Here is a 20,750-nt window from a genome sequence, read left to right on the forward strand (position 1 = left end):
ATGAAAGCTAGAAATACACTAACATTACTCTTCGTCTTCTTTTCCATCCTTATGCAGGGATGTAAAAAAGAATGGCTGGAGATCCGGTCATCCAAAGGATTGGTCATACCGAGCACCCTTGTAGATGCAGAAGCTATTCTTAATAGAACGTCTATCATGAATGCCAGCAGAGCCTCGCCGCTGGGCGATATTGCCGCAGGAGATTTTGTGGTTCCACCTAGTTATTGGTCGAGTCTGGTTCCATGGCAGGCGAACGCCTACCTCTGGCGAGATGAAGTTTTTATTGATAACGTTGGGCTGGAAAACTGGGGTAACTTTTATCAGCAAATCTATTACGCTAATTTGGCGCTGGACATCCTGTCAAAAAATGATAAAACCACCGATACCAATAAATTTAATAATATTCGCGGCAGGGCACTATTCTTCCGGTCATGGGCTTACTTTCAATTGGCACAAGTATATTGCATGTCTTACAGCGAACAGAATAAAAGTAAGCGGGGTCTGCCATTGAGAGAGGGAACTGATCTCGATGTAAAATTAGACCGTTCAACGCTAGAACAAACTTATATGCTGGTTAAGACGGATTTGGAAGAAGCGGTATCCTTATTAGATAAAAACTCTGAAAACATTTATCAGCCCAATAAGAAGTCGGCACTTATGATGCTAGCAAGAGTTAATCTAATTATGCAAGACTATAAGGAAGCTTTAGTTCATAGTGACGAGGCCATAAAGATTGACGGAACACTTTTGGATTACAACAAATTGAATCTTTCCTTGGCCTACCCATTTAAAGAAAATAATACCGAAGTGATTTTTTATGCTTCCATGAGTTATGCGCAGATTATCTCGGATACTCGTATTGATGTAAACGCAGAACTGTTGAAAACTTATGAAGACAATGACCTTCGCAAGAAAGGTTTTTTTAACCTGAAAAACGGTATTTACAATTTTAAGGGTTCTTATATAGGATCTGGTGTTTACTTTGCAGGACTTGCAAAAGATGAACTTTATCTCATTCGGTCCGAATCATATTTGCGAACGGGTGATGCAGACAAGAGTCTGGCGGACCTCAATCATTTATTGATAAATCGTTACTCGGACTTTCAACCTATAAAGGATTTGCCAAACGCCGAGCTATTGAAGCGGATACTCTTGGAGAGAAGAAAGGAATTGCTTTTGCGCTGTATTGCATGGTCGGATCTGAAACGGCTTAATTTGGATAAAGAAACTGCGCGAACAATTACAAGGAGTGTTGAAGGCAGTACTTATATCTTGGAACCGAATAGTGAACGATATGCAATGCCGATTCCAAAAGCTGTAGTTGACCTGGGTAAGTACGAACAGAATTAATTATTTCTAATCAGCTATCTCCCACATATTACGAGGCGGGAGATAGCTGATTATCCGTTATTGATTAATCTTCGTTACGGAATTTTGCATCATTAAATGGGACAGAACCTCCTTTCAGTTCTGTATCATTGATATGCGTAGCTGGAGGTGTGCCATTTGAGTTGGATTCCAATTGTATTTCACAGACAATTGGAAGTTCTTCCTCGCTACAGTCGCTCGTGGGCGAAGTACTCCCCGTACTGGAGATATTTCCAGACGAATCTACAGGGTACCACATTAAACCAGCTTTATTATAGTTCTCAGCAATCTTGAAGCTGGAGAATCCAATTATTGCAGCTCCGGCTAACATCACCGTTGCATGCTTTTTGATGAAAGATATTGCTTTCATACCGAGGCCTTTTTTATAAGAGCAAAAAAAGTTTACCTCCACAAAAAACTCAATTTTTTTATTAATGACTGAATCTTTGCTTTAACGAGGCGCTTCAGTCTGTTTTATACCTCGGGATCGATTTTTACGGGCTGTCCATCACGTGTCATAATTTATTTCTATACCGGCCAAGCCGGGAATAGTGCAAATTTTCGCGGAAAGCGTATTTGAGAAGTGTGATAAAGACAGAGTGTGACAATACCTAAATGAATGGGCGGTATAAAGGTAAAGCCAATTGATAGGTTCCTTTTCTTGTGCCTTTCCATGGGGCTGGTTGGGCCAGTCAAGTACCATCCCAATATGGATAACGTAAAAAGGACCATATTTACCACCAAGTGCCATTCCCACGACAAACTTTCAAATACGGATGCGCAGCCACACGGTTTCTGCGGATATAGATTGAGTAGTCCCAATGCAATATAGACACTGAAAGAGGATAATAAAGCTATAGATAGCAGTAATCCTATTTTTTTATACCGACCGGCTAAAAGGATTCCGGTAGCGAGCTCAATAGCAGGAAGTGTCAAAGAAAGAGGTTTTGCCCAGCTGCTTGGTAACGGTTGCCGGAGAAGAGCAGCTTGGAATGCGCTGGGTTCCATGAGCTTGTCTATAGCTACATAGATCCAAAAGACCATAAATGCGATTCGGATACTTTCCATTGCGATATGTGCTGTTCTTGCGTTCATTTTTTTTGTTGTTACTGTCTTTTCTAATCTATAAAAGAAGCATAAGAGTATCGGGTTGAATTTTGAATTCAACTATTTGTAAATCAGTATATTGTAAATTATTTTTCTTGGTTTGTTATATGGCTTTTATTATCTTTGTTTTATTAATGATTTAAAATCTAATCTTCTAATTCTTCTATATACTACTAGCAATAAAGGCTAGTTCGTACCTGCTAATACGCTGTAATTTTTATAAGTATCTGATTTTTAAGTTTATAATTTTATCAAAATGATATTAGAGAGGGTAGACGAATGGCAAAAGAAACAAATACGTACGATCGTTACTTTTTTCAATTATTAGACTCACAGCCTAATGCAGCGCTTGAGCAGATTTTTGCGCATTATGGCGGGAGTCTGGAAAAGTATATCCGTCGGTTTATTTATGATAATGACGATCTGGTCAAAGATGTATTAAATGAGACATTAATCGTAATCTGGGAAAAAAGGCAATTGGTCGCGAAGCTAGAAGCACCCGTATATTGGATGCAGCGCGTAGCGAAAAATAAAGCTCTTTATTACATTAGAGATGAGGCAAAATATAATAAGATTTCTCTCGATAATGGCCTGGACATGGCTAGTGGTCAATGCGCAGACGATATATTTGCCTATAACGAACTTGAGATGCTGATCTTGGAGGCTTGTGAGGAATTACCTCCCCAGGATCGGGAGCTCGTCATTAAATCGAAGTTTGAGGGTAGGAGTAACAAGGAATTAATGGCAACCTATGGAATGGCAGAACAGACGGTGAAAAATAAATTGTCTAGGGCACTGAAGGTGATCCGAAAAAAGTTGAAAGATCTTATGGGCTTATTTGTTTAATACAAGGTGAAATGATTTACAACAGAACATATGTAAAGGAACTGATTAGGAAGCGTATGGACGCGAGTATCAGTTTTACAGAATCCGATCAATTAGAAGCAGCGGAGAAAATTTTTAGTGAAGAGGAATTTGATGCAATGATTGCCGAGGTGATCGAAGAAATGTCTACTAATCGGTCAAACGAATTATCCATCGAGTGGCGGCCTGATTTTGAACAGATCCAGGCTGCGGGAGATCAGTTAGCTAAAAAAAAGAAACGGCAATTATGGTGGCGTTGTGCTGCAGCAGCAGTTTTATTTCTTTTGCTACCGGCTGTAATTGTCATGTTAAAACACAGGAATTATAGGGCTGAAATCGGTCTGGAATGTGCTAGTATGTCCTCTGGTACGGAAATACCGTTGTCTGAATCTGCAGGTACAATAATGCTTGCTGATTCATCTATCATTCGATTGGATACGAATGCAACCGGAGTATTGCTTGATTTAAACGGTATTTCGCTCGCCAAGACCGCCGAGGGGGTATTGGAATTTGATAAATCATCCAGCGGGCGGGAAATAAATACAAAAGATACGGCTATCGTGATCAGAACAGCTGCTCGTCAGCAATGTGTTATAGAATTCTCTTATGGTATGCGGGTCCGGCTAAATGCCCAATCAACCCTTCGTTATCCGTTGACGCAAGGAGGAGATAGTACACATCTGTTTATCGAGGGCGAGGTGCTTATAGACATACCTAGCCAACTGTTTGGGGGGGTGATGGTAATACAAACTAGCAATGGAAAAATTTCGAGTGATTACGGAAGGTTTGAATTAGCATCTTATGCCCAGTTTACGCGGGCAACGGTATCACATGGAGAGGTGCTTGTCTCTGATCGTAGATCATACAAAAGTAAGGAGCTTCAATGTTTGGATGAAGCTGTGGTTATCAAATCCTATTTACCTAAAGGTGAAAAAGTACAACGGGATAGTCTATTTTATTTAAAGAACGGGGATTTTGAACAAGCTTCGCAATGGGCGAATGCTGTACGTGAATACAAAGATGTCCCACTGACAGAGTTTGTCTGGCAGATGAGCCGCTGGCATGGATTTACGGTCAAAAATATGAACTGCATACCGAATAAGCTCATAAGTACGACTGTGTGCTACAGGACCAATCGGGAAAAGGTCTATGCTATGATACGCGACGCTGGGGTGTTAATGTACGAGAAAAAAGGGATGATAAGTTTTTGCCCTGAAGATCATAAGGAAAGTCGTACGGCGATGAAATAAGGGAGTTTATCTTAACTTTTAGTTCAGACGGGCATATTCAAATGAGTTTTTTAAGATTGTAGTTATTACAAAGGTACCAATTCTATGATAGCACAGTTGGGCTTTAAGAGCAAGTTTGATCTGCCTGCCACTATAGCTATACTATATTGGAATTATTGATGTAGTATTATTTTAGTATTATACTATACCGAATAGGGGACGTTATTGATGCTTAAGCAAGTCGAAAAATTGGCTTCCTTGTTGGTTTATTGGATGGGAATGTTGGATATTAATGGTATATTCGTCTACCATTTAGTAACCAATTTAATTTATGAAAAATTTGATCTTTCTTCTGTTAGTATGGAGTTCTTTCCGGGTTTTTGCACAAGATATAAAGATAAAAACCGAAGGTCAGATTATTCATATTGGCACTTCTAAGGATACAATTATTCGTTTTTTTGATGCAGAAAGTGATTTCTTGGCAACAAAAGACAAATCTTATTATTATAGACAAATTTATCCTGTTGAAAATGAGCCAAGAAGACTCTATCGTGTACAAGCCTTTTATACCGATACGAATCTTCCGAAGTTTTATGGACATAGTTTAAATTATGATGGAAAAACATTAAAGTACTTTGGCGAGAGAGTGTCTTATTTTCCTACCGGAAAGGTGGAATCTGTGGAACTTTATGATGAGCTTTCCTATTTGATTGATACCGCATATTATTATCACCCAAATGGAAAATTAAAAGCTTTGGTTTATTATGAGCCCAATAAAACAGAGGCTAAGTCCAATTTCCCTCATTATTTGCTGTATTTGGATTCGGTAGGAAATATGCTACTTCGGAAAGGAAATGGCTTTTTTAGATTTGACTATAAAAATGGTCAATATATCGAAGGTGAATTAGTTAATGATAAACGAGAAGGGATTTGGACTGGTTGGGATCATTCAAAATATGAAGAATTTTATAAAGAAGATATATTAATAAATGGGAAGCGCTATTTGCCCGATGGAAAAATTAATACATATACTGCCAAGACCATGAAGCAAGAACCCAAATATCGTGGTGATCTAATGGCTGACATTGGATTGGTTATGCGTAAAGTTCAGTTTCCCTCAGAATTTTTTGAGAAATATAAAAAGAAAACGATACTTGTCAGTTTCGTCGTTAATAAGTCTGGTGCTACTGAAGATTACGAAATTGAGGGAGATTATGATCTAAATGTCAAAAGGATGATGATTGAGGCAATGCAACGGTTAAGTAAATGGACTCCTGCCTACCTAAAAGGAATACCAGTGCGAGTGCGTTTTACAGTCCCTGTGAGATTTAATTTCGAATTAATTACGCATTAGATTTACTTAAAGTAAATATTTTGGTTTTATGATAAGTTACCGTCTTTGTTTGTCTCTATTTTACGCAAACTTAGGATTTCCATCGTCGACTGATTATTTTAGGTTATTAGGACAGTTTACAGCGAATAATCAAGCCAAATTACTTTTGTTACGTTTAAAGGTGAAAATAATGTACTGTTTTTCAGCTGCTTGTAGTTTATTATAAAATAAATGTTATCACAAAGTTATGCTTGCATTGCAAAAGTTAAAAAAAGTTATAAATTTGTATTTAACATTTTTTAACAGCTGACATTGCTGAATTAATAGATGTATGACTAACTAACATAGCATATAATAATTATTGAGAAGTAAAAAAATTGCTAGCCAAGCTGCTTTATTGCCAAGAATTTAAATAAACATACTTAATTAAACATAAACATATGAAACACAAACTACTCAGTTTTTTATTGGGTGGTGCTATCCTAACTTCGGTAGCATTCGCCCAAGAAAAGAAGGTTAGTGGAAGAGTGACAGGTACAAATGGCGAGGGGTTGCCAGGCGTTACTATTGTTATTCAAGGCACTAACCAAGCCACACAAACCGACGCAAACGGTAACTATTCTATTAATGTTCCTACTGGAAAAATTTTAGTCTTTCGCTCTGTAGGCTATTCAGACAAAACAATTACCGTTGCACAAGGTTCAAGTTTATATAACGTACAACTGAATGACAATGCTTCTGTTCTTGATGAAGTCGTTGTAACTGGTGCGGGTCTTCAGGCCAGTCGTCGTTCTATTGGTGTTACCCAAACAACTATTAAAGCAGATGATCTACAAAAGGCAAAACCGACAAACATCGTGACCGGCCTTACTGGAAAAGTTGCGGGTCTAACAGTACAAGGAGTTGGTAGTGGTGTAAATCCCAATTACCGCGTAGTATTGCGGGGAATGCGCTCTTTAACGGGTAATAACCAAGCCTTAATTGTTATTGATAATATCATTTCTCCTTCAGCTATGCTGGGTAATCTAAACCCTGATGATGTGGAAGATATCACCGTACTGAATGGTGCTTCTGCTGCTGCGCTTTATGGATCACAAGCATCAAATGGTGCCTTGATCATAAAAACGAAAAAAGGTGCTGCTTCCCAAGGCCTAGAAGTGACAATCGATAACACAACAACTTTTGAAAATTCGGTTTTTTTACCTAAGATGCAGAAGTTATTCGGGTCTGGTGCGGATAAATATGTTCAGATTTACACACCTTATGAAAACCAACAATATGGACCTAAATTTGACGGTTCAAATGTGTTAATTGGCGATCCGCTCCAAGATGGAAGCACGCAATATACACCATATTCTTATAGCGGTGATAAAGATAAATTCTGGGAAACCGGCGTTACTAATATGACCAACTTGTCTGTTGCATCAAAGCTCGATAAAAGCTCATTCCGTTTTTCTGGTCAGTATTTAAATTCTACAGGTACGGTTCCAGGAGATAAATACACAAGAGCTTCAGCTCGCGTAAATGGGGCTAGAGAATTAAGTGATAAGTTGAATATTTCGTATTCTTCTTACTATGCACAAAATCGATATGATCAGACATCAGCGAATTCTTCCATTTATGATGCAGTTTTGAATCAACCTGGACAAATCCCTTTATTAAGTTATAAAGACTGGAAAAATAATCCGTTTGCTGACCCTAGCGGTTATTACAATGCTTATTATAATAACCCATATTTTGTGGCTGCTAATAATCGTCAGAATATCCGTAATGACTATTTTATGGGGAACATTGACTTAAGTTTCAAACCATTACAATGGTTAGATTTTACAGGCCGTGTTGGTATGACAACTGCCAATCAGTCTTATAAATATACGACGGGTAAATATTCATTTACACCTTATGCAGCAGGGCTTCATGGTTCCTATAAGGCTAATAATATTACGGGTAATGTTACAGATGCATTTAACTATACTACAAATATAGCAACAGACTTTATTTCCCATGCGACACATACCAATGGTGATTTCAAGTTTGATTATACTTTACTCTTCCAATTTTTACAAAATCAATATTCAGGTATGAACGCCTCTGTAAGTGGCTTGGTCATTCCTGATATTTATAATCTTGGGAACTCATTGAACAATCCAAGCGCGGGTCAATCTTCATACCTCGCCCGTACATTTGGTTTATCTGGAAAAGTGGATGTTGCGTACAAAAATTATCTTTACTTGAGTCTGACTGGACGTAATGACTGGGTTTCTATTCTTGATCCAGATCATAGATCGTTCTTTTATCCAGGTGTAGCATTATCTTTTGTAGCGACTGATGCTATTGACGGATTGAAAGATTTTGAACCATTAAATTTCTTGAAGCTGATTGCTAACTGGTCAAAAGTGGGACAAGTTAACGTAGGTAGTACTTCTACATTTGGAGCTTATGCAACTGTTCCAACTTTCAGCCAAGGCTCAGGATATCCATATAATGGCGTCGGCGGTTTTACAATCGGAAATCAGATTGTTCAGCCTGGATTAAAGCCTGAAATGACTCGCTCAATTGAGTTGGGCTTTGAGTCACAATGGTGGAATAATCGGATAACTGCAAATGCAACCTATTTTAACAATAGAACAACAGATAATACCGTTCCAGCTATCATCTCATGGGCAACTGGATACAGCAATTACCTGGTCAATGCAGGTATTACAACTGGTAAGGGGATTGAATCTAAATTGACGGTTACACCGATCAGAACACAGGATTGGGATTTAACGGTAGGCGGTAACTTTACCTATATTGATAATAGAGTAGAGGCAGTAGGAGCAGGTCTAACACAATTGGCTTTGGGAACATATGGAGGAAGTACAGGATCATACGCAATTGCAGGAGAGAAGTTTCCAGTGATCATGGGTTATGGTTATAACAGAGACCCTCAAGGACGGATTATTGTAGATAAAAATACGGGGTATCCAACAAAAACAGAAAGCTTGATCAATATGGGGCCTGCAATGCCTACGCATACACTTGGGTTGAATCTTAGCTTATCTTGGAAAGACCTGACGTTCTATACGAGTGCTGAATACCGCACTGGAAATTATATCTATCATAGAGGAGCAAGCACTTTTGATTTTTCTGGATCAGGAATCAATACTGTCGGTTATGATAGAGAGCGTTTTGTTATCCCTAATTCATCTTATTGGGATGATGCAACACAATCTTATGTCGCTAACACGAATATAACAGTGTATGATGGCGGTTCAGATTATTGGACAATGGGAACCGGAAGAAGGGATATTGATGAAACTTATGTGACTTCGGCAGCTTTCTGGAAGATTCGTGAAATGTCAGTAACCTATAACATTCCTAAAAGTTGGTTAGCTGGACAAAAAGTAATTAAAAGAGCTCGAGTAAGTGCGCAAGGTCGTAACTTATTCTTATGGACTCCAGCAACGAACGTTTACACCGATCCAGAATACTCTGACGGAAATGGTTCTTCAAACGGAAATGCGATTGGTTTAACTGGTTTGAGCCAAACGCCACCATCGAGATACCTTGGATTCTCTGTTAGTTTAACTTTTTAATCTTACTACAAATGAAACGAAATATTAAATATATAATGTTGGGATTGGTAGCTGCACTTTGTACACAAGGTTTACAATCCTGTAATAAAGCGTTAGATATAAATACTAACCCAAATTCACCGACTTATTCTACACCTGAATTGGTGTTACCGCAAGCTATGGTCGCTACAGCTCAGCAAGTTCCAGGTTTTAATACCTATGGAGCACGCTTTGTAGGATACTATGCGACATCTGGTGGGGTCTCGGGTTGGGGAGATATCCTGACATACGATTATGCAACAAGTGCGTTCGGTGGTTTATGGAGCGGGGTTTATAATACACTTACGGATTTGGATTATGTTGTTAAAAATACCTCCGGAAACGCGGGTTATCAGGATTTAAATCAAGCTGCCGTAGTGTTGATGGCCTACAACTATGCTAATTTAGTAGATACCTACAATGACATTCCTTATTCTGAAGCACTGCAAGGAGCAGCATTCTTAACACCGAAATACGATAAAGCAAGTGATATTTATGTCGATTTGGCTAAAAAGCTCGATGGAGCGGTGGCGTATTTTAAGGCAAATGCTTCTTCTGATGTATTTAAAAAATCGGATATCATTTTCAAAGGAGATAATACCTCTTGGGCTAAATTTGCTAATACAATTAAATTAAGGTTGGTATTGCGTGCAGGCAGTAAAGCGGCGTTTGCAAATAAGACGATAGATCCTATTGGTGTAATTACAGATGATGTGATTGTACAACCTGGATTTACTAAAATTGCGGGAAAACAGAATCCAATGTGGAATACCTGGGCATATGGTGCTGATGGTGCTGCTGTAGGTACATGGGGAACGCAATTTATCCCTACACCATTTGTAATGGCTTTTTTTGATGGATCTAAATTAAGTGATGAAGCACGTGCGAACTTGTTTTTTGCCAATGGTATTTCAACAAACGTAAACCAGTTGGGAAATACAAACAATCCGCCAGTGGGAATCTCTCCTTCTGCTTGGGTTATGAAACCAGCCTCAGGAACAATCAGTGCAACAAACTATAGAGGTTATGGTGTTATTAAAGGACCATCTGCAGGTCAACCTTTAATGCTTGGTGCAGAAGGTAATTTTCTTGGTGCAGAAGCTGTCGTTGAAGGATTACTTTCAGGTGATGCGAAAACATTTTTTGAAAACGGAATTAAAGCTTCTTTCACTTATTTAAATAAAAATGAGTCCGATGTTGTATCAAATGGTGCAAATGCGGCTACTTATTTGACAAGTTACGTGTCTGCCAATGCAGGTAAATACCTGGCAGACTGGTCTGCAGCACAAACAAAAGACCAAAAATTAGAGGCTATTGTGACACAGAAATATATAGCAATGAACTTCTTATTTGGGCACGAGGCGTATAATGAATACCGTAGAATTGGTTATCCGAAAATTGCAGGTGGAAATGTGATTGGTAATGGTAAGTTGAACTTTATTTCTACTGAGTCACGCTCGACCGCTCCTGATAAAAATCTTGCTAGGCTACCTTATCCAGCAAGTGAGTTCAGTTATAACGGTGCAAATATCCCGACGGTGAATAAATACACTGATAAATTGTTTTGGGCAAAATAAATTGATTTGAAATGAAAAAGATTATAAATTATATTTCGGTACTGTTGTTACCGTTTATGTTCACAAGTTGTTTGAAGGATGATGCAATCATCGGTCCCGATGCAGGTGGGAATGTTGAAAATATCATCGAGTTTAAAAACTTTGTAGCGCCATCTTCGGGGACATCTAGTAAATATCCGCTGTATATTCAGGCTTTTGATATGGTTCCAACAACGGATTTTGCAATTCCTGTTCAAATAGCAGGGGTGTATAATCCGAAAGCGGATGTTAAAGTTACACTAGAATTGGATAATAGTATAATTACTGCTTATAATGCACAGAATGGATCGAAATATCAACCGTTGCAAACAGCGAATTATACTGTTTCAACTTACGAGATTACAATTCCAAAAGGTCAAAAAATTGGAAACTTAAACATCAAGTTTTTTCCTGAAAAATTCGATTTTAAAGAAAGCTATGCTTTGGGATTAAAAATTAAATCTGTAAGTGAGGGGACAATCTCTGGTAATTTTGGAGCAATAGTCTTAGGTGTTGTACCGAAAAACTTATATGACGGTGTTTACACCGTTGAAAAAGGGCTTGTACAACGTTATACCGGCGGTGCTTTAAATATTGGTGATGCATTGAACGGAAGTTTGGCTGGTAATCCAAAGGTTACGCTTAAATCAATAGATGGAAACACTGTCGAAATTACAAATATGAGATGGGCAGGTGGTACTTCTGGTATTGCTGGTATCGACAACTTGCGGGCGACAATTAACCCTGCTACTAATGAAGTCACTATGTTTGCTTTAGGTGCACCGACATTAAGAAATATTGCGGGGAAGGTCAATAAATATGATCCTGCAACAAAAACATTTACATTAAATTTTGACTGGGCACAAACAACGAATAAGAGAGAAATTCTTGATCTTCAGATCAAATTTGATTCTCCTAGACCATAGTGCTACAAATTTCACATAGAAAAGGTCGTCTGAAAAGACGACCTTTTCTATGTGAAATTATTTTCTTTAGTGGTGCCTTAGTCTATGTTTTTATGTAATAATTACCTATATTTAGTTAACAATCTCTAGAACTTATATTATGAAATTATTAGGTACCTTATGCTTTCTGGCTTTGTCCATAAGTCTATATGGCCAGAATAACCCAGCCCGTCCTAAAGAGGGCGATGAGCAGTTCGCAGCGAAATTGAATAAGCAATTAAAATTATCGAATTCCGAAATACAACGTGATATTTCGGGCGAAGTAGTTCTTGATTTTCGTGTCAACGAACATGGGAAAATTGATTCAATTGATATCGTTCGGGATTTGGGCGATAAAATTTCACTCCGCTTGATCGATATTCTTAAACGATCGGGGGATTGGGAACCTGCTAAGAAGAATGGATCACCAGTAGCTTCGTGGGTTCGTTTTCCTTACAAAGTATTAAGCTTGAGAGAATCTGCTAGTTCGTCGCTGCTAGTAAAGGCAGAACCAATTGAAGGCATGTCTACTTTCATTGAAAAATTCTATAAAAATTTCCAATATCCACCTGAAGCACTGAAAGCAGGCTTGTCTGGTGATTATGAGTTAAATTTTATTGTGAAAGAAGATGGGAAAATTACTGGTGTTAAATTAAAAGATGATCCTGGTTATGGCGTATTGACGAGTGCGCAACGTGCACTTAACAGAGCAGGTAAATGGAAACCAGCAACCCAAAACGGGGAGGCTGTAAAGTCTTCTGTTGTTGTTCCATTCAAATTGAATTTGAAAGAATTCAGAACACATATTTAATTAGATCAAAAAGGAATTTTTATGTAATATAGAGGTAGCAAGTATTTTGCTACCTCTATATTTTTTCACCAAACTGAAGCACATATCCATTATTATCATAAATAGCAAACTCAAGCATGCCCTATTCGAAAGTTTCTATTTCATAACATATTTTGACATTATCTTTCAAACTTTCCAATAAATTATCAACATCAGCTATGTTAAAATAAAGGGACCCGGTAAATTGTGCTGTTTCAAAAGCAATGCTTTCAACAGGATGCGAAAACATGATTTCGATGGTTCCACTTCGCAGTAGAGCCCAGTTCAATGCTTCGTTTTTTTCAACACATGTAAACCCGAGTTTTTCAGTATAGAACTGAATAGTTTGATCTAAGCTTTTTGTATATAATATTGGATTTAAGCTTTTGTAGTTCATCTTTTTTTTGCCTTTTATTGGTTCGAACTATTGTTTTGTCTTTTTGATAGCAGTTACGTGTGTTTTTTTATTATTATCGATTGTAAGGGTAGTTTTATGATGAAAAATACAAAATATTACAGTATTTATTGTTACTTCATAAAAAAAATAGCTACTTTTTTAGATTAAGGTGTGTTGTTTGTGTAATTGTTTGGTATTTAGTGTTTTTGTGTGTTATTTTTTTGTGTGAAATACTATGATTTATATCGTTTGTTTTCCAGTTTTTTAATTCTATTTATAACTTCTTGTTGCATCTTTAAAAGATTGTTTTATCTTTGCTTTTAACAAAACCTTAACATTTCATGTTTGGTTTTGTACACTAACTGTATTAGCCTGTTGGGCTCATCACTTTTGAAAAACATATATTAAAAGTTTCTTCGGTGCTTTTATCGTATTTAGTTAGATAAACTACTTATTTAAACAAACATAAACATATGAAACACAAACTACTCAGTTTTTTCGTGGGGAGTATGATCCTTTCTTCTGTTGCTTTTGCGCAAGAGAAGAAAGTAAGCGGTCGTGTAACTGGCGCTGACGGGAAACCGTTGGTAGGAGTTACAATTGCTGTTCAAGGATCAAACATTGCTACTCAAACAGATGCAAATGGAAAATATTCTTTATCAGTTCCTGTTGGTAAAGTAATGGTTTTCAGGTATGTCGGTCATTCTGATAAGACTATAATCGTTAAAGATGGACAGTCATTATTCAACGTGTCACTAGAGGATCAGAATACAGCATTAGATGAGGTTGTCGTAGTCGCTTATGGTACTGCCAAAAAAGAATCTGTGACTGGATCCGTAACCTCCGTCTCTGCTAAAGATATCGAAAAGAGACCAGTTACCAATGCATTTGCAGCTTTAGAGGGATCTGCTGCTGGTATTCAACTGAACAATACTTCTGGTATGCCAGGTGCAGAACCTAGTATAAGGATTCGTGGATTTTCATCACTAAATGGTTCGAATGACCCTCTTTATGTTGTCGATGGTGTTCCTTTTGGTGGTAATATCTCCGATATAAATCCGAATGACGTAGAAAGTATATCGGTATTGAAAGATGCTTCTTCTTCAGCTTTGTATGGTAGTAGGGCAAGTAATGGTGTTATTATTATTACAACAAAGAAAGGAAAAGCTGGACGCTCACAAGTGAATGTTTCCACTGATCAAGGGTTTTATTCAAGAGGTATTGCAGAATATAGCCGAGTGAATGATAGACAATTCATGGAGGCTATGTGGATGGGGTATCGAAATAACTTATTGACAAGTAGCTCAACCAAATATCCGACAACCCAATCTGCAAATGATGAGGCTTCAAAGTCATTGGTAAGTAACTATCTTAAACTAAACATTTATGATAAAGATGATGATAAATTATTTGACGCGAATGGTAAGCTAGTTTCCGATGCGCAAATTAAAAGTGGATATCGAGATGACTTGGATTGGTTTAGTGAAGTAGATCGTATAGGACATCGTCAAAATTATAATATTGATGGGAATACAGCCACGGATAAAGCAAAAGTCTTTTATTCTACTGGATATTTGGACGAAAAGGGCTATATTAAAAATTCAGGTTTAAAGAGGTTTACAGGTCGTTTAAATGCGGAATTGCAAGCTAAAAATTGGTTTAAATACGGCTTCAATTTAGCAGGATCACACCAAATTTCAGATAGAATAAGCGGTTCCACGGATGATGCTGGTTCTTTCACAAATCCTTTTAATTATGCACGCTCAATTGCACCAATTTATCCGATTCATTTACATAATCCTGATGGTACCTATGCATTAGATGCTTTAGGAGATAAACAATTCGATAATGGTGAATCCACAAGATTACAATATGTTGGAAGGCATACTATTTGGGAAAATGAATTGAACAGCGATCAAACGATTAGAAATACTGTAAACGGTCGAGGATTCCTCGAATTTAAATTCCTGAAAGATTTTACGTTCACGCTAAATGGTGATTTGAATCTTCGTAATTCGGAACGCCGTACCTATAATAATGCAGTGATAGGAGATGGTAATGGACAAGGTCGCGCTGCTAGAAATATTTATCGGTACAAAAATTATACGCTACAACAACTGTTAAGTTGGAATAAGGACTTTGGAAAGCATCACGTTGATGTTTTAGCGGGCCATGAAAATTATTCCGATAATTGGAGCTACTTGTATGGTTATAAAACAGATGAGACGTTTGCGGGAAAAACTGACATGGTTAACTTTACCAAGATTACTTCTTTGTATGATTACCAAGAAGACTATCGCGTCGAAAGTTTCTTGTCTCGCGCTCGCTATAATTATGATGGTAAGTATTTTGCTGAGGCCTCCTTTAGAAGAGACGGATCTTCTAGATTCAGTCCTGAAAATCGTTGGGGTAACTTTTGGTCATTAGGTGGAAGTTGGATAGTTTCCAAAGAAGACTTTTTCAAAGATGCACTTCATATCGTCAATGATTTGAAAGTAAGAGCATCTTATGGAGAAGTTGGAAATGATGAAAGTGCTAATAAATATGCGCACTTAGCTTTGTATGATATAGATCAAAATGCAAATATGGCGGCTCTTTATAAAAAACAAAATGCGTCGCCGGATCTGATTTGGGAAACTTCAAGTTCTTTTTCTGCAGCTATTGAGACACGTTTATTTCAGCGTGCAAATTTAAGCTTTGAATACTTTAATAAGCAGTCACAAAATCTGATATTTGACGTTAATTTGCCGCTATCTGCCGGTGCGACATCTACTTCTTCTGCTGTTTCCACAATTACACGTAATATCGGTTCAATGTCAAATCGCGGTTTTGAGCTAACATTTGATGTCGATGTTTTGAAAGGTGATGGATGGAAATGGAATATTGGGGCGAATGCAACATGGTTGACCAACAAAATATTAGCATTACCAGAAGAGAATAGAGAAAATGGTATTATCACTGGTAATTTTAAATGGATGGAAGGACGTGGAAGATATGATTTCTGGATGTTTAAATTTGCAGGTGTAGATCAAATGACCGGGCGTTCTCTGTATCTTCCAGATACACAAAGATTTAATGTAAATGGTTCAGCTCCTGAAAAGGCAGCTATACCAGCTGCTGAATTAATCGAGATTAACGGAAAATATTATGTTACCAATCCATCCAATTATGGTGTAAGGGATTGGTCGGGATCTGTTATTCCTAAGATGAATGGAAGTTTCAATACCAACTTTGAATATAAGAATTTTAGTTTTTCGGCTTTATTTACTTACGCTATCGGAGGTAAAGTATTTGATTCGTCTTATGCAGGTTTAATGTCTATGTCTGGTACGCCAAGTGCTATGCATACAGATATTATGAAGTCATGGAATGGAATTCCTGAAGGTATGACTGCGACTTCTATAAATAGATTGGATCCGAATGGTATTCCAGCAATTAACTTTTCACAGAGCAATATGAACAACTATTCAAGTGATCGTTTTTTAACGGATGGCTCTTATTTAGTTATCAAAAATATTGCGGTGGGCTATAGTTTGCCAAAAACATTGGTTAGTAAAATAGATTTGTCTTCAGTAAGAATTGTTGCGGGGATCGAAAACTTGGCAACAATGACGAAACGCAAAGGAATGAACCCGCAACAGCAATGGAACGGTACTAGTACAAATGCTTGGGTAACTCCGCGTACTGTATCTTTTGGAGTAAAAGTTGGACTATAAGAAATAAAAGGATGAAAAATATAAATTATATTAAAGTATTATTTGCAGGAGTGTTGTTGCTAGCTTCCTGTAAAAAGGACTATTTAGAGACACTTCCTACAGACTCTGTAAGTACTCCTACGGTATTTGAAACAACAAAAAATGCCAAGTTAGCTGTAAATGGCTTAGCTAAGATGATGACCCAACAATATTTGGGAAGTCAGGGCTTTAATGGAGAAGGAACAATCAAAATGTATTACGGGAATTATCCCGGAAATAACTTTTTTGTTAACTTAAGTGGTTGGGCTGACATCATTAATGCAAATTACAATCAAAATTTAACGAGTATTTACCTTTATTATCCTTGGTATTATTATTACAAGATTATAGGTAATGCAAATCAAATTGTCGTTAGTATTGATGGGGCGGAGGGACCAGCCGTTGAAAAAGAGTTCATAAAAGCACAAGCATTAACCTTTAGAGCTTATAGTTATATGATGTTAGCTCAGATTTACGGAAATAGATGGAAGGATTCCAATAATGGTCAAACTGGAGGCTTAGTTCTAAGAACCGACGTATCAACAGGAGACATGCCTTTATCTACTTTAGGACAGACATATGATTTAATTTATAAAGATTTGAATGACGCGATAGCGCTATATGAATCGTCTAAATTGGATAGAGAATCCGATAAAAATTTCCAAGTGAATGAGGATGTGGCTTACGCGATTTATGCAAGGGCAGCACTAAACAAACAGGACTACGTTAATGCAGAAAAATATGCAGTTCTTGCTCGTAAAAATTATAAATTGATGAGTAACGCTGATTATAAAAACGGTTTTTCTACTCCAAATGGCGAGTGGATATGGAGTAGTTATGGAGCCTCTGACGAAACATTGTACTTCTATTCATTCCAGTCTTACATTGCTTATAACTCAACAGCTAGTGCCGTAAGAACAACACCAAAATGTATCAGTAGAGAATTGTTCGATAAGATCCCGACGACTGATGTTCGTAGAGATTTGTTTTTGGATCCAAAGGGCGAAGCTTATACTACTGCGACTGGGGTTGCGGGGACAGCTATGAAAGCAAGGGCATTTAAATTGTTTCCAGATTTACAAGCTACTGCAGTTCCTTTTGCGTATATGAATTTCAAGTTTAAAGCAAATGATATACCTGGTATCGGCCATGTGAATCATTTTAGGGCTTCCGAAATGTATCTCATTGAAGCTGAAGCAAAATTTTTCCAAAATAAGGCAGCAAGCGAAGTTCAAGGTGTTCTTAATGCATTAAACGCTACTTCAGGAAGGGATGTGAATTATGTTTGTACAAAAACAGGTACAGATCTACTTAATGAAATTAAACTTTATCGCGCGGTTGAACTATGGGGCGAAGGATTCGATTGGTTTGATATGAAACGTTGGGGCGATACTATCGTGAGAAAAGACTTTGCTAGCGGTGGTAATTTCTTGACTTCATTGGTTACTACAATTAAGCCAGAAGATAAAAATAAATGGACTTGGGCTATACCTCTTCGTGAAAGCGATTATAATAAGGGGTTGGAATAATTTTAAGAAGGAATCAATAGTTAGGTGGCCGATACGTGAATTTCATGTATCGGCCATTTTTATTTTAAAATATAATCGAGATCGTATGAGTTCTCAATGTCTGGAAACGACCTCCAAGGTGATATATTACTAAATCGTTAATTTTATGTATATAAATTAATAGACTAACAATTTATTAATATTAACTTAATATTGAGAATCTATTTTTACGCCGTTGAAAGATGATGGAATAGAAGAAGGAAAAATGATTCTGCTCGTATCATATCACCACAAGCGAAAAGGATAATTTATTTAAAATTCTCATGAAAAAAGCACTTTTACTCTTAGCTCTGATAGGACCCGTTGTAGCACTTGCGCAAAATAATAATGCGCCCTCCAGCTATGATCCACATGATATCAAGATTACGGGGTATCTTCAAACACAGTTTCAAAAGGCACAATCTCCTGGAATTACGTCCTTTTCAGGTGGGGATTTTTCAAAGAATTCGGATAACAGATTTATGATCCGCAGGGGACGTCTTAAAATTGATCGGGTGGATACTTACTCGAGTATTGTCTTTCAATTGGATGCTACTCAAGACGGTGTACAACTAATGGATGCCTTTATTCAATTGCGTCACCCAAGTCAAAAAGGCCTTAGTTTAACTGCGGGACTTTTCAATAGACCTTTTGGATATTCCATTGTATACTCATCGGGCTATCGTGACTTTCCGGAACGGGCACGTGTATTCCAGACGTTGATGCCACGCGAACGTGATCTTGGAGGGATGGTAAGTTATCATCCTGGGGGTAAAGTTAAATTCTTAAATTTAGATTTAGCCCTGGTGAACGGTAGTGGTCACTCCGCTAAGGACTATGATTCTAAAAAGGACCTGATCGGTAATCTTGCTTTTAAATTTGATAGTTTAGCCGATAAAAAACTTCATTTGGGCTTTGGCGGCTCGTTCTATAAAGGTTCAGTGCGTAATGATACGAAAACGTACTATACGCCCAATAGCAATGGTTATACAGCGCATACCAGTGATGAGAATGAAGGTAAAGCCATCGGCAGGAACTATTATGGAGCAAACTTACAGGTAGAGTTTGATAATAGCTTCGGGAAATCCAGTTTCAAAACCGAATATGTGGCAGGAGACCAGCCTGGAGTTGCCGGTGGTGTCGATATTAAAGGACCCTACGCCAGCAGAAGTTTTACAACCCAGCCGACAACAGACCTTTATCAACGTAAATTTAATGGATATTATCTTTGGTTTACGCAGGAGATTGCGAAGACCGGTATTACTGCATTGATAGCGTATGACGTATATGATCCAAATACGAAAGCAAGTGGCACGACAATCGGCATGCCTGATAATTTTACGGCCGATGGCGATGTTAAGTTTAGTACGCTGGGCTATGGTCTTGCATATCAGATTAACAATAGGATAAAACTGACTGTATATAATGAGCATGTAACGAACGAAACCACAAGTTTACCAAACTTTTCGGCTGATCTGAAAGATAATGTTTTCACTACAAGGCTGCTTTATCGTTGGTAAATTGGCTCAGTGCTGTTTTTTCGCGAGTATCGGTGTTAAGGGGGAGGATCAATATTTAGTTTGACCAATATAGTAGGTTGTTTAGGCCATTTGATTTAGAGATCTCCCGACACTTAGATGTTTTTCCGAATCCGGCTCAGTGATGATGCGGTAATCCCTAAATAGGACGCTAACATGGCTAATGGAACACGATTGGCTAAACCCGGGTAAAGCTTCAAGAACAGGAGATAGCGTTCTTTGGCATCGAGATTCATCATGGTATTTGCCGTTTTTAGCTTACTTTCCACCACAAAAGCATAAAGTTTGGCCATCAACAACGGCCAAACTTTAATTTCCTTTTCAAGAAGCGTAAAATTCTCAAAATCAAGGCTCCAGATTTCGCTATCTGTGAGGGATTCTATATAGTCGTTGGAAGGTGTTCGATCCAAGAAGCTCTGAAGATCCCCAATAAAACGACCTTCATAAATAAAATAACGCGTAAAATCGTCGCCTTTACTGTTGTAATAGAGCGAACGGAATACCCCCGATTCCACAAAAGCAATGCTATTGTTTACTTTACCGCAAGCGACAAAATAGCTTGACTTTGAAATATTCTTTTTTTCGAATGCCTGTCGAATTAAATTCTCTTCACGCAAATCGAGCTGTCCAAATTTTCGGATGTATTCCAGTAATTGCTCCATGTTACCT

At 37.7% G+C, this 20,750-nt stretch carries 15 protein-coding genes; 11 read left to right on the forward strand and 4 right to left on the reverse strand.

Annotated elements, in window-relative coordinates:
• Positions 1 to 1,350 carry a RagB/SusD family nutrient uptake outer membrane protein gene (locus tag B2O97_RS04890; protein WP_145330265.1) on the forward strand — a complete coding sequence of 450 codons (1,350 nt, stop codon included), beginning with the start codon at positions 1 to 3 and terminating at the stop codon, positions 1,348 to 1,350.
• Positions 1,351 to 1,414: 64 nt separating this feature from the next.
• Here B2O97_RS04890 and B2O97_RS04895 read toward each other — a convergent pair whose 3' ends face one another.
• Together B2O97_RS04895 and B2O97_RS04900 are read right to left on the reverse strand one after the other, a co-directional pair.
• Positions 1,415 to 1,738, reverse strand: coding sequence for a hypothetical protein (locus B2O97_RS04895; protein ID WP_145330263.1), 324 nt, complete (start codon positions 1,736 to 1,738; stop codon positions 1,415 to 1,417).
• A 158-nt stretch (positions 1,739 to 1,896) separates the two neighbouring features.
• Positions 1,897 to 2,463 carry a MauE/DoxX family redox-associated membrane protein gene (locus B2O97_RS04900; RefSeq protein ID WP_286767046.1) on the reverse strand — a complete coding sequence of 189 codons (567 nt, stop codon included), beginning with the start codon at positions 2,461 to 2,463 and terminating at the stop codon, positions 1,897 to 1,899.
• A gap of 291 nt (positions 2,464 to 2,754) precedes the next feature.
• Between B2O97_RS04900 and B2O97_RS04905 the strand changes: the two genes are divergently transcribed.
• From B2O97_RS04905 to B2O97_RS04935, 7 genes are all read left to right on the forward strand, one after another.
• Positions 2,755 to 3,321 carry an RNA polymerase sigma factor gene (locus B2O97_RS04905; RefSeq protein ID WP_286767047.1) on the forward strand — a complete coding sequence of 189 codons (567 nt, stop codon included), beginning with the start codon at positions 2,755 to 2,757 and terminating at the stop codon, positions 3,319 to 3,321.
• A gap of 11 nt (positions 3,322 to 3,332) precedes the next feature.
• The gene (locus tag B2O97_RS04910; RefSeq protein WP_286767048.1) at positions 3,333 to 4,589 is read left to right on the forward strand and encodes a FecR family protein; all 1,257 of its coding nucleotides are present in this window, start codon (positions 3,333 to 3,335) and stop codon (positions 4,587 to 4,589) included.
• A gap of 310 nt (positions 4,590 to 4,899) precedes the next feature.
• Positions 4,900 to 5,922: an energy transducer TonB gene (locus tag B2O97_RS04915; RefSeq protein ID WP_286767049.1), complete on the forward strand. Its 1,023-nt coding sequence runs from the start codon at positions 4,900 to 4,902 to the stop codon at positions 5,920 to 5,922.
• A gap of 419 nt (positions 5,923 to 6,341) precedes the next feature.
• Complete coding sequence (locus B2O97_RS04920; RefSeq protein ID WP_159332775.1) at positions 6,342 to 9,479, forward strand: SusC/RagA family TonB-linked outer membrane protein; 3,138 nt, start codon at positions 6,342 to 6,344, stop codon at positions 9,477 to 9,479.
• An 11-nt stretch (positions 9,480 to 9,490) separates the two neighbouring features.
• Complete coding sequence (locus B2O97_RS04925) at positions 9,491 to 11,074, forward strand: SusD/RagB family nutrient-binding outer membrane lipoprotein (RefSeq protein WP_286767050.1); 1,584 nt, start codon at positions 9,491 to 9,493, stop codon at positions 11,072 to 11,074.
• An 11-nt stretch (positions 11,075 to 11,085) separates the two neighbouring features.
• On the forward strand, positions 11,086 to 12,018 hold the full coding sequence (locus B2O97_RS04930) for a DUF1735 domain-containing protein (protein ID WP_159332777.1): 933 nt from the start codon (positions 11,086 to 11,088) through the stop codon (positions 12,016 to 12,018).
• Between the two features lie 139 nt (positions 12,019 to 12,157).
• On the forward strand, positions 12,158 to 12,847 hold the full coding sequence (locus tag B2O97_RS04935) for an energy transducer TonB (RefSeq protein WP_259255184.1): 690 nt from the start codon (positions 12,158 to 12,160) through the stop codon (positions 12,845 to 12,847).
• Positions 12,848 to 12,968: 121 nt separating this feature from the next.
• On the opposite strand, the gene B2O97_RS04940 is transcribed toward B2O97_RS04935, so the two are convergent.
• Positions 12,969 to 13,262, reverse strand: a complete 294-nt coding sequence (locus tag B2O97_RS04940; protein ID WP_286767051.1) for a VOC family protein — start codon at positions 13,260 to 13,262, stop codon at positions 12,969 to 12,971.
• 473 nt (positions 13,263 to 13,735) lie between these two features.
• On the opposite strand from B2O97_RS04940, the gene B2O97_RS04945 reads away from it, so the two are divergent.
• The 3 genes from B2O97_RS04945 (at position 13,736) to B2O97_RS04955 (ending at position 20,063) form a co-directional block, all read left to right on the forward strand.
• Positions 13,736 to 16,978: a SusC/RagA family TonB-linked outer membrane protein gene (locus B2O97_RS04945; protein ID WP_286767052.1), complete on the forward strand. Its 3,243-nt coding sequence runs from the start codon at positions 13,736 to 13,738 to the stop codon at positions 16,976 to 16,978.
• A gap of 11 nt (positions 16,979 to 16,989) precedes the next feature.
• Positions 16,990 to 18,525, forward strand: coding sequence for a RagB/SusD family nutrient uptake outer membrane protein (locus B2O97_RS04950; protein ID WP_070565144.1), 1,536 nt, complete (start codon positions 16,990 to 16,992; stop codon positions 18,523 to 18,525).
• A 302-nt stretch (positions 18,526 to 18,827) separates the two neighbouring features.
• Positions 18,828 to 20,063 (forward strand): porin, encoded by a 1,236-nt coding sequence (locus B2O97_RS04955; protein ID WP_112373620.1) that lies wholly within the window; start codon positions 18,828 to 18,830, stop codon positions 20,061 to 20,063.
• Between the two features lie 113 nt (positions 20,064 to 20,176).
• Here the strand turns inward: B2O97_RS04955 and B2O97_RS04960 are convergent, their stop codons facing one another.
• Positions 20,177 to 20,743 carry a Crp/Fnr family transcriptional regulator gene (locus B2O97_RS04960; RefSeq protein WP_112373619.1) on the reverse strand — a complete coding sequence of 189 codons (567 nt, stop codon included), beginning with the start codon at positions 20,741 to 20,743 and terminating at the stop codon, positions 20,177 to 20,179.
• Positions 20,744 to 20,750 lie beyond the last annotated feature (7 nt).

It is taken from the genome of Sphingobacterium sp. UBA865, from assembly GCF_002295765.1.
In the GTDB taxonomy this organism is placed as follows: Bacteria; Bacteroidota; Bacteroidia; order Sphingobacteriales; family Sphingobacteriaceae; genus Sphingobacterium; species Sphingobacterium multivorum.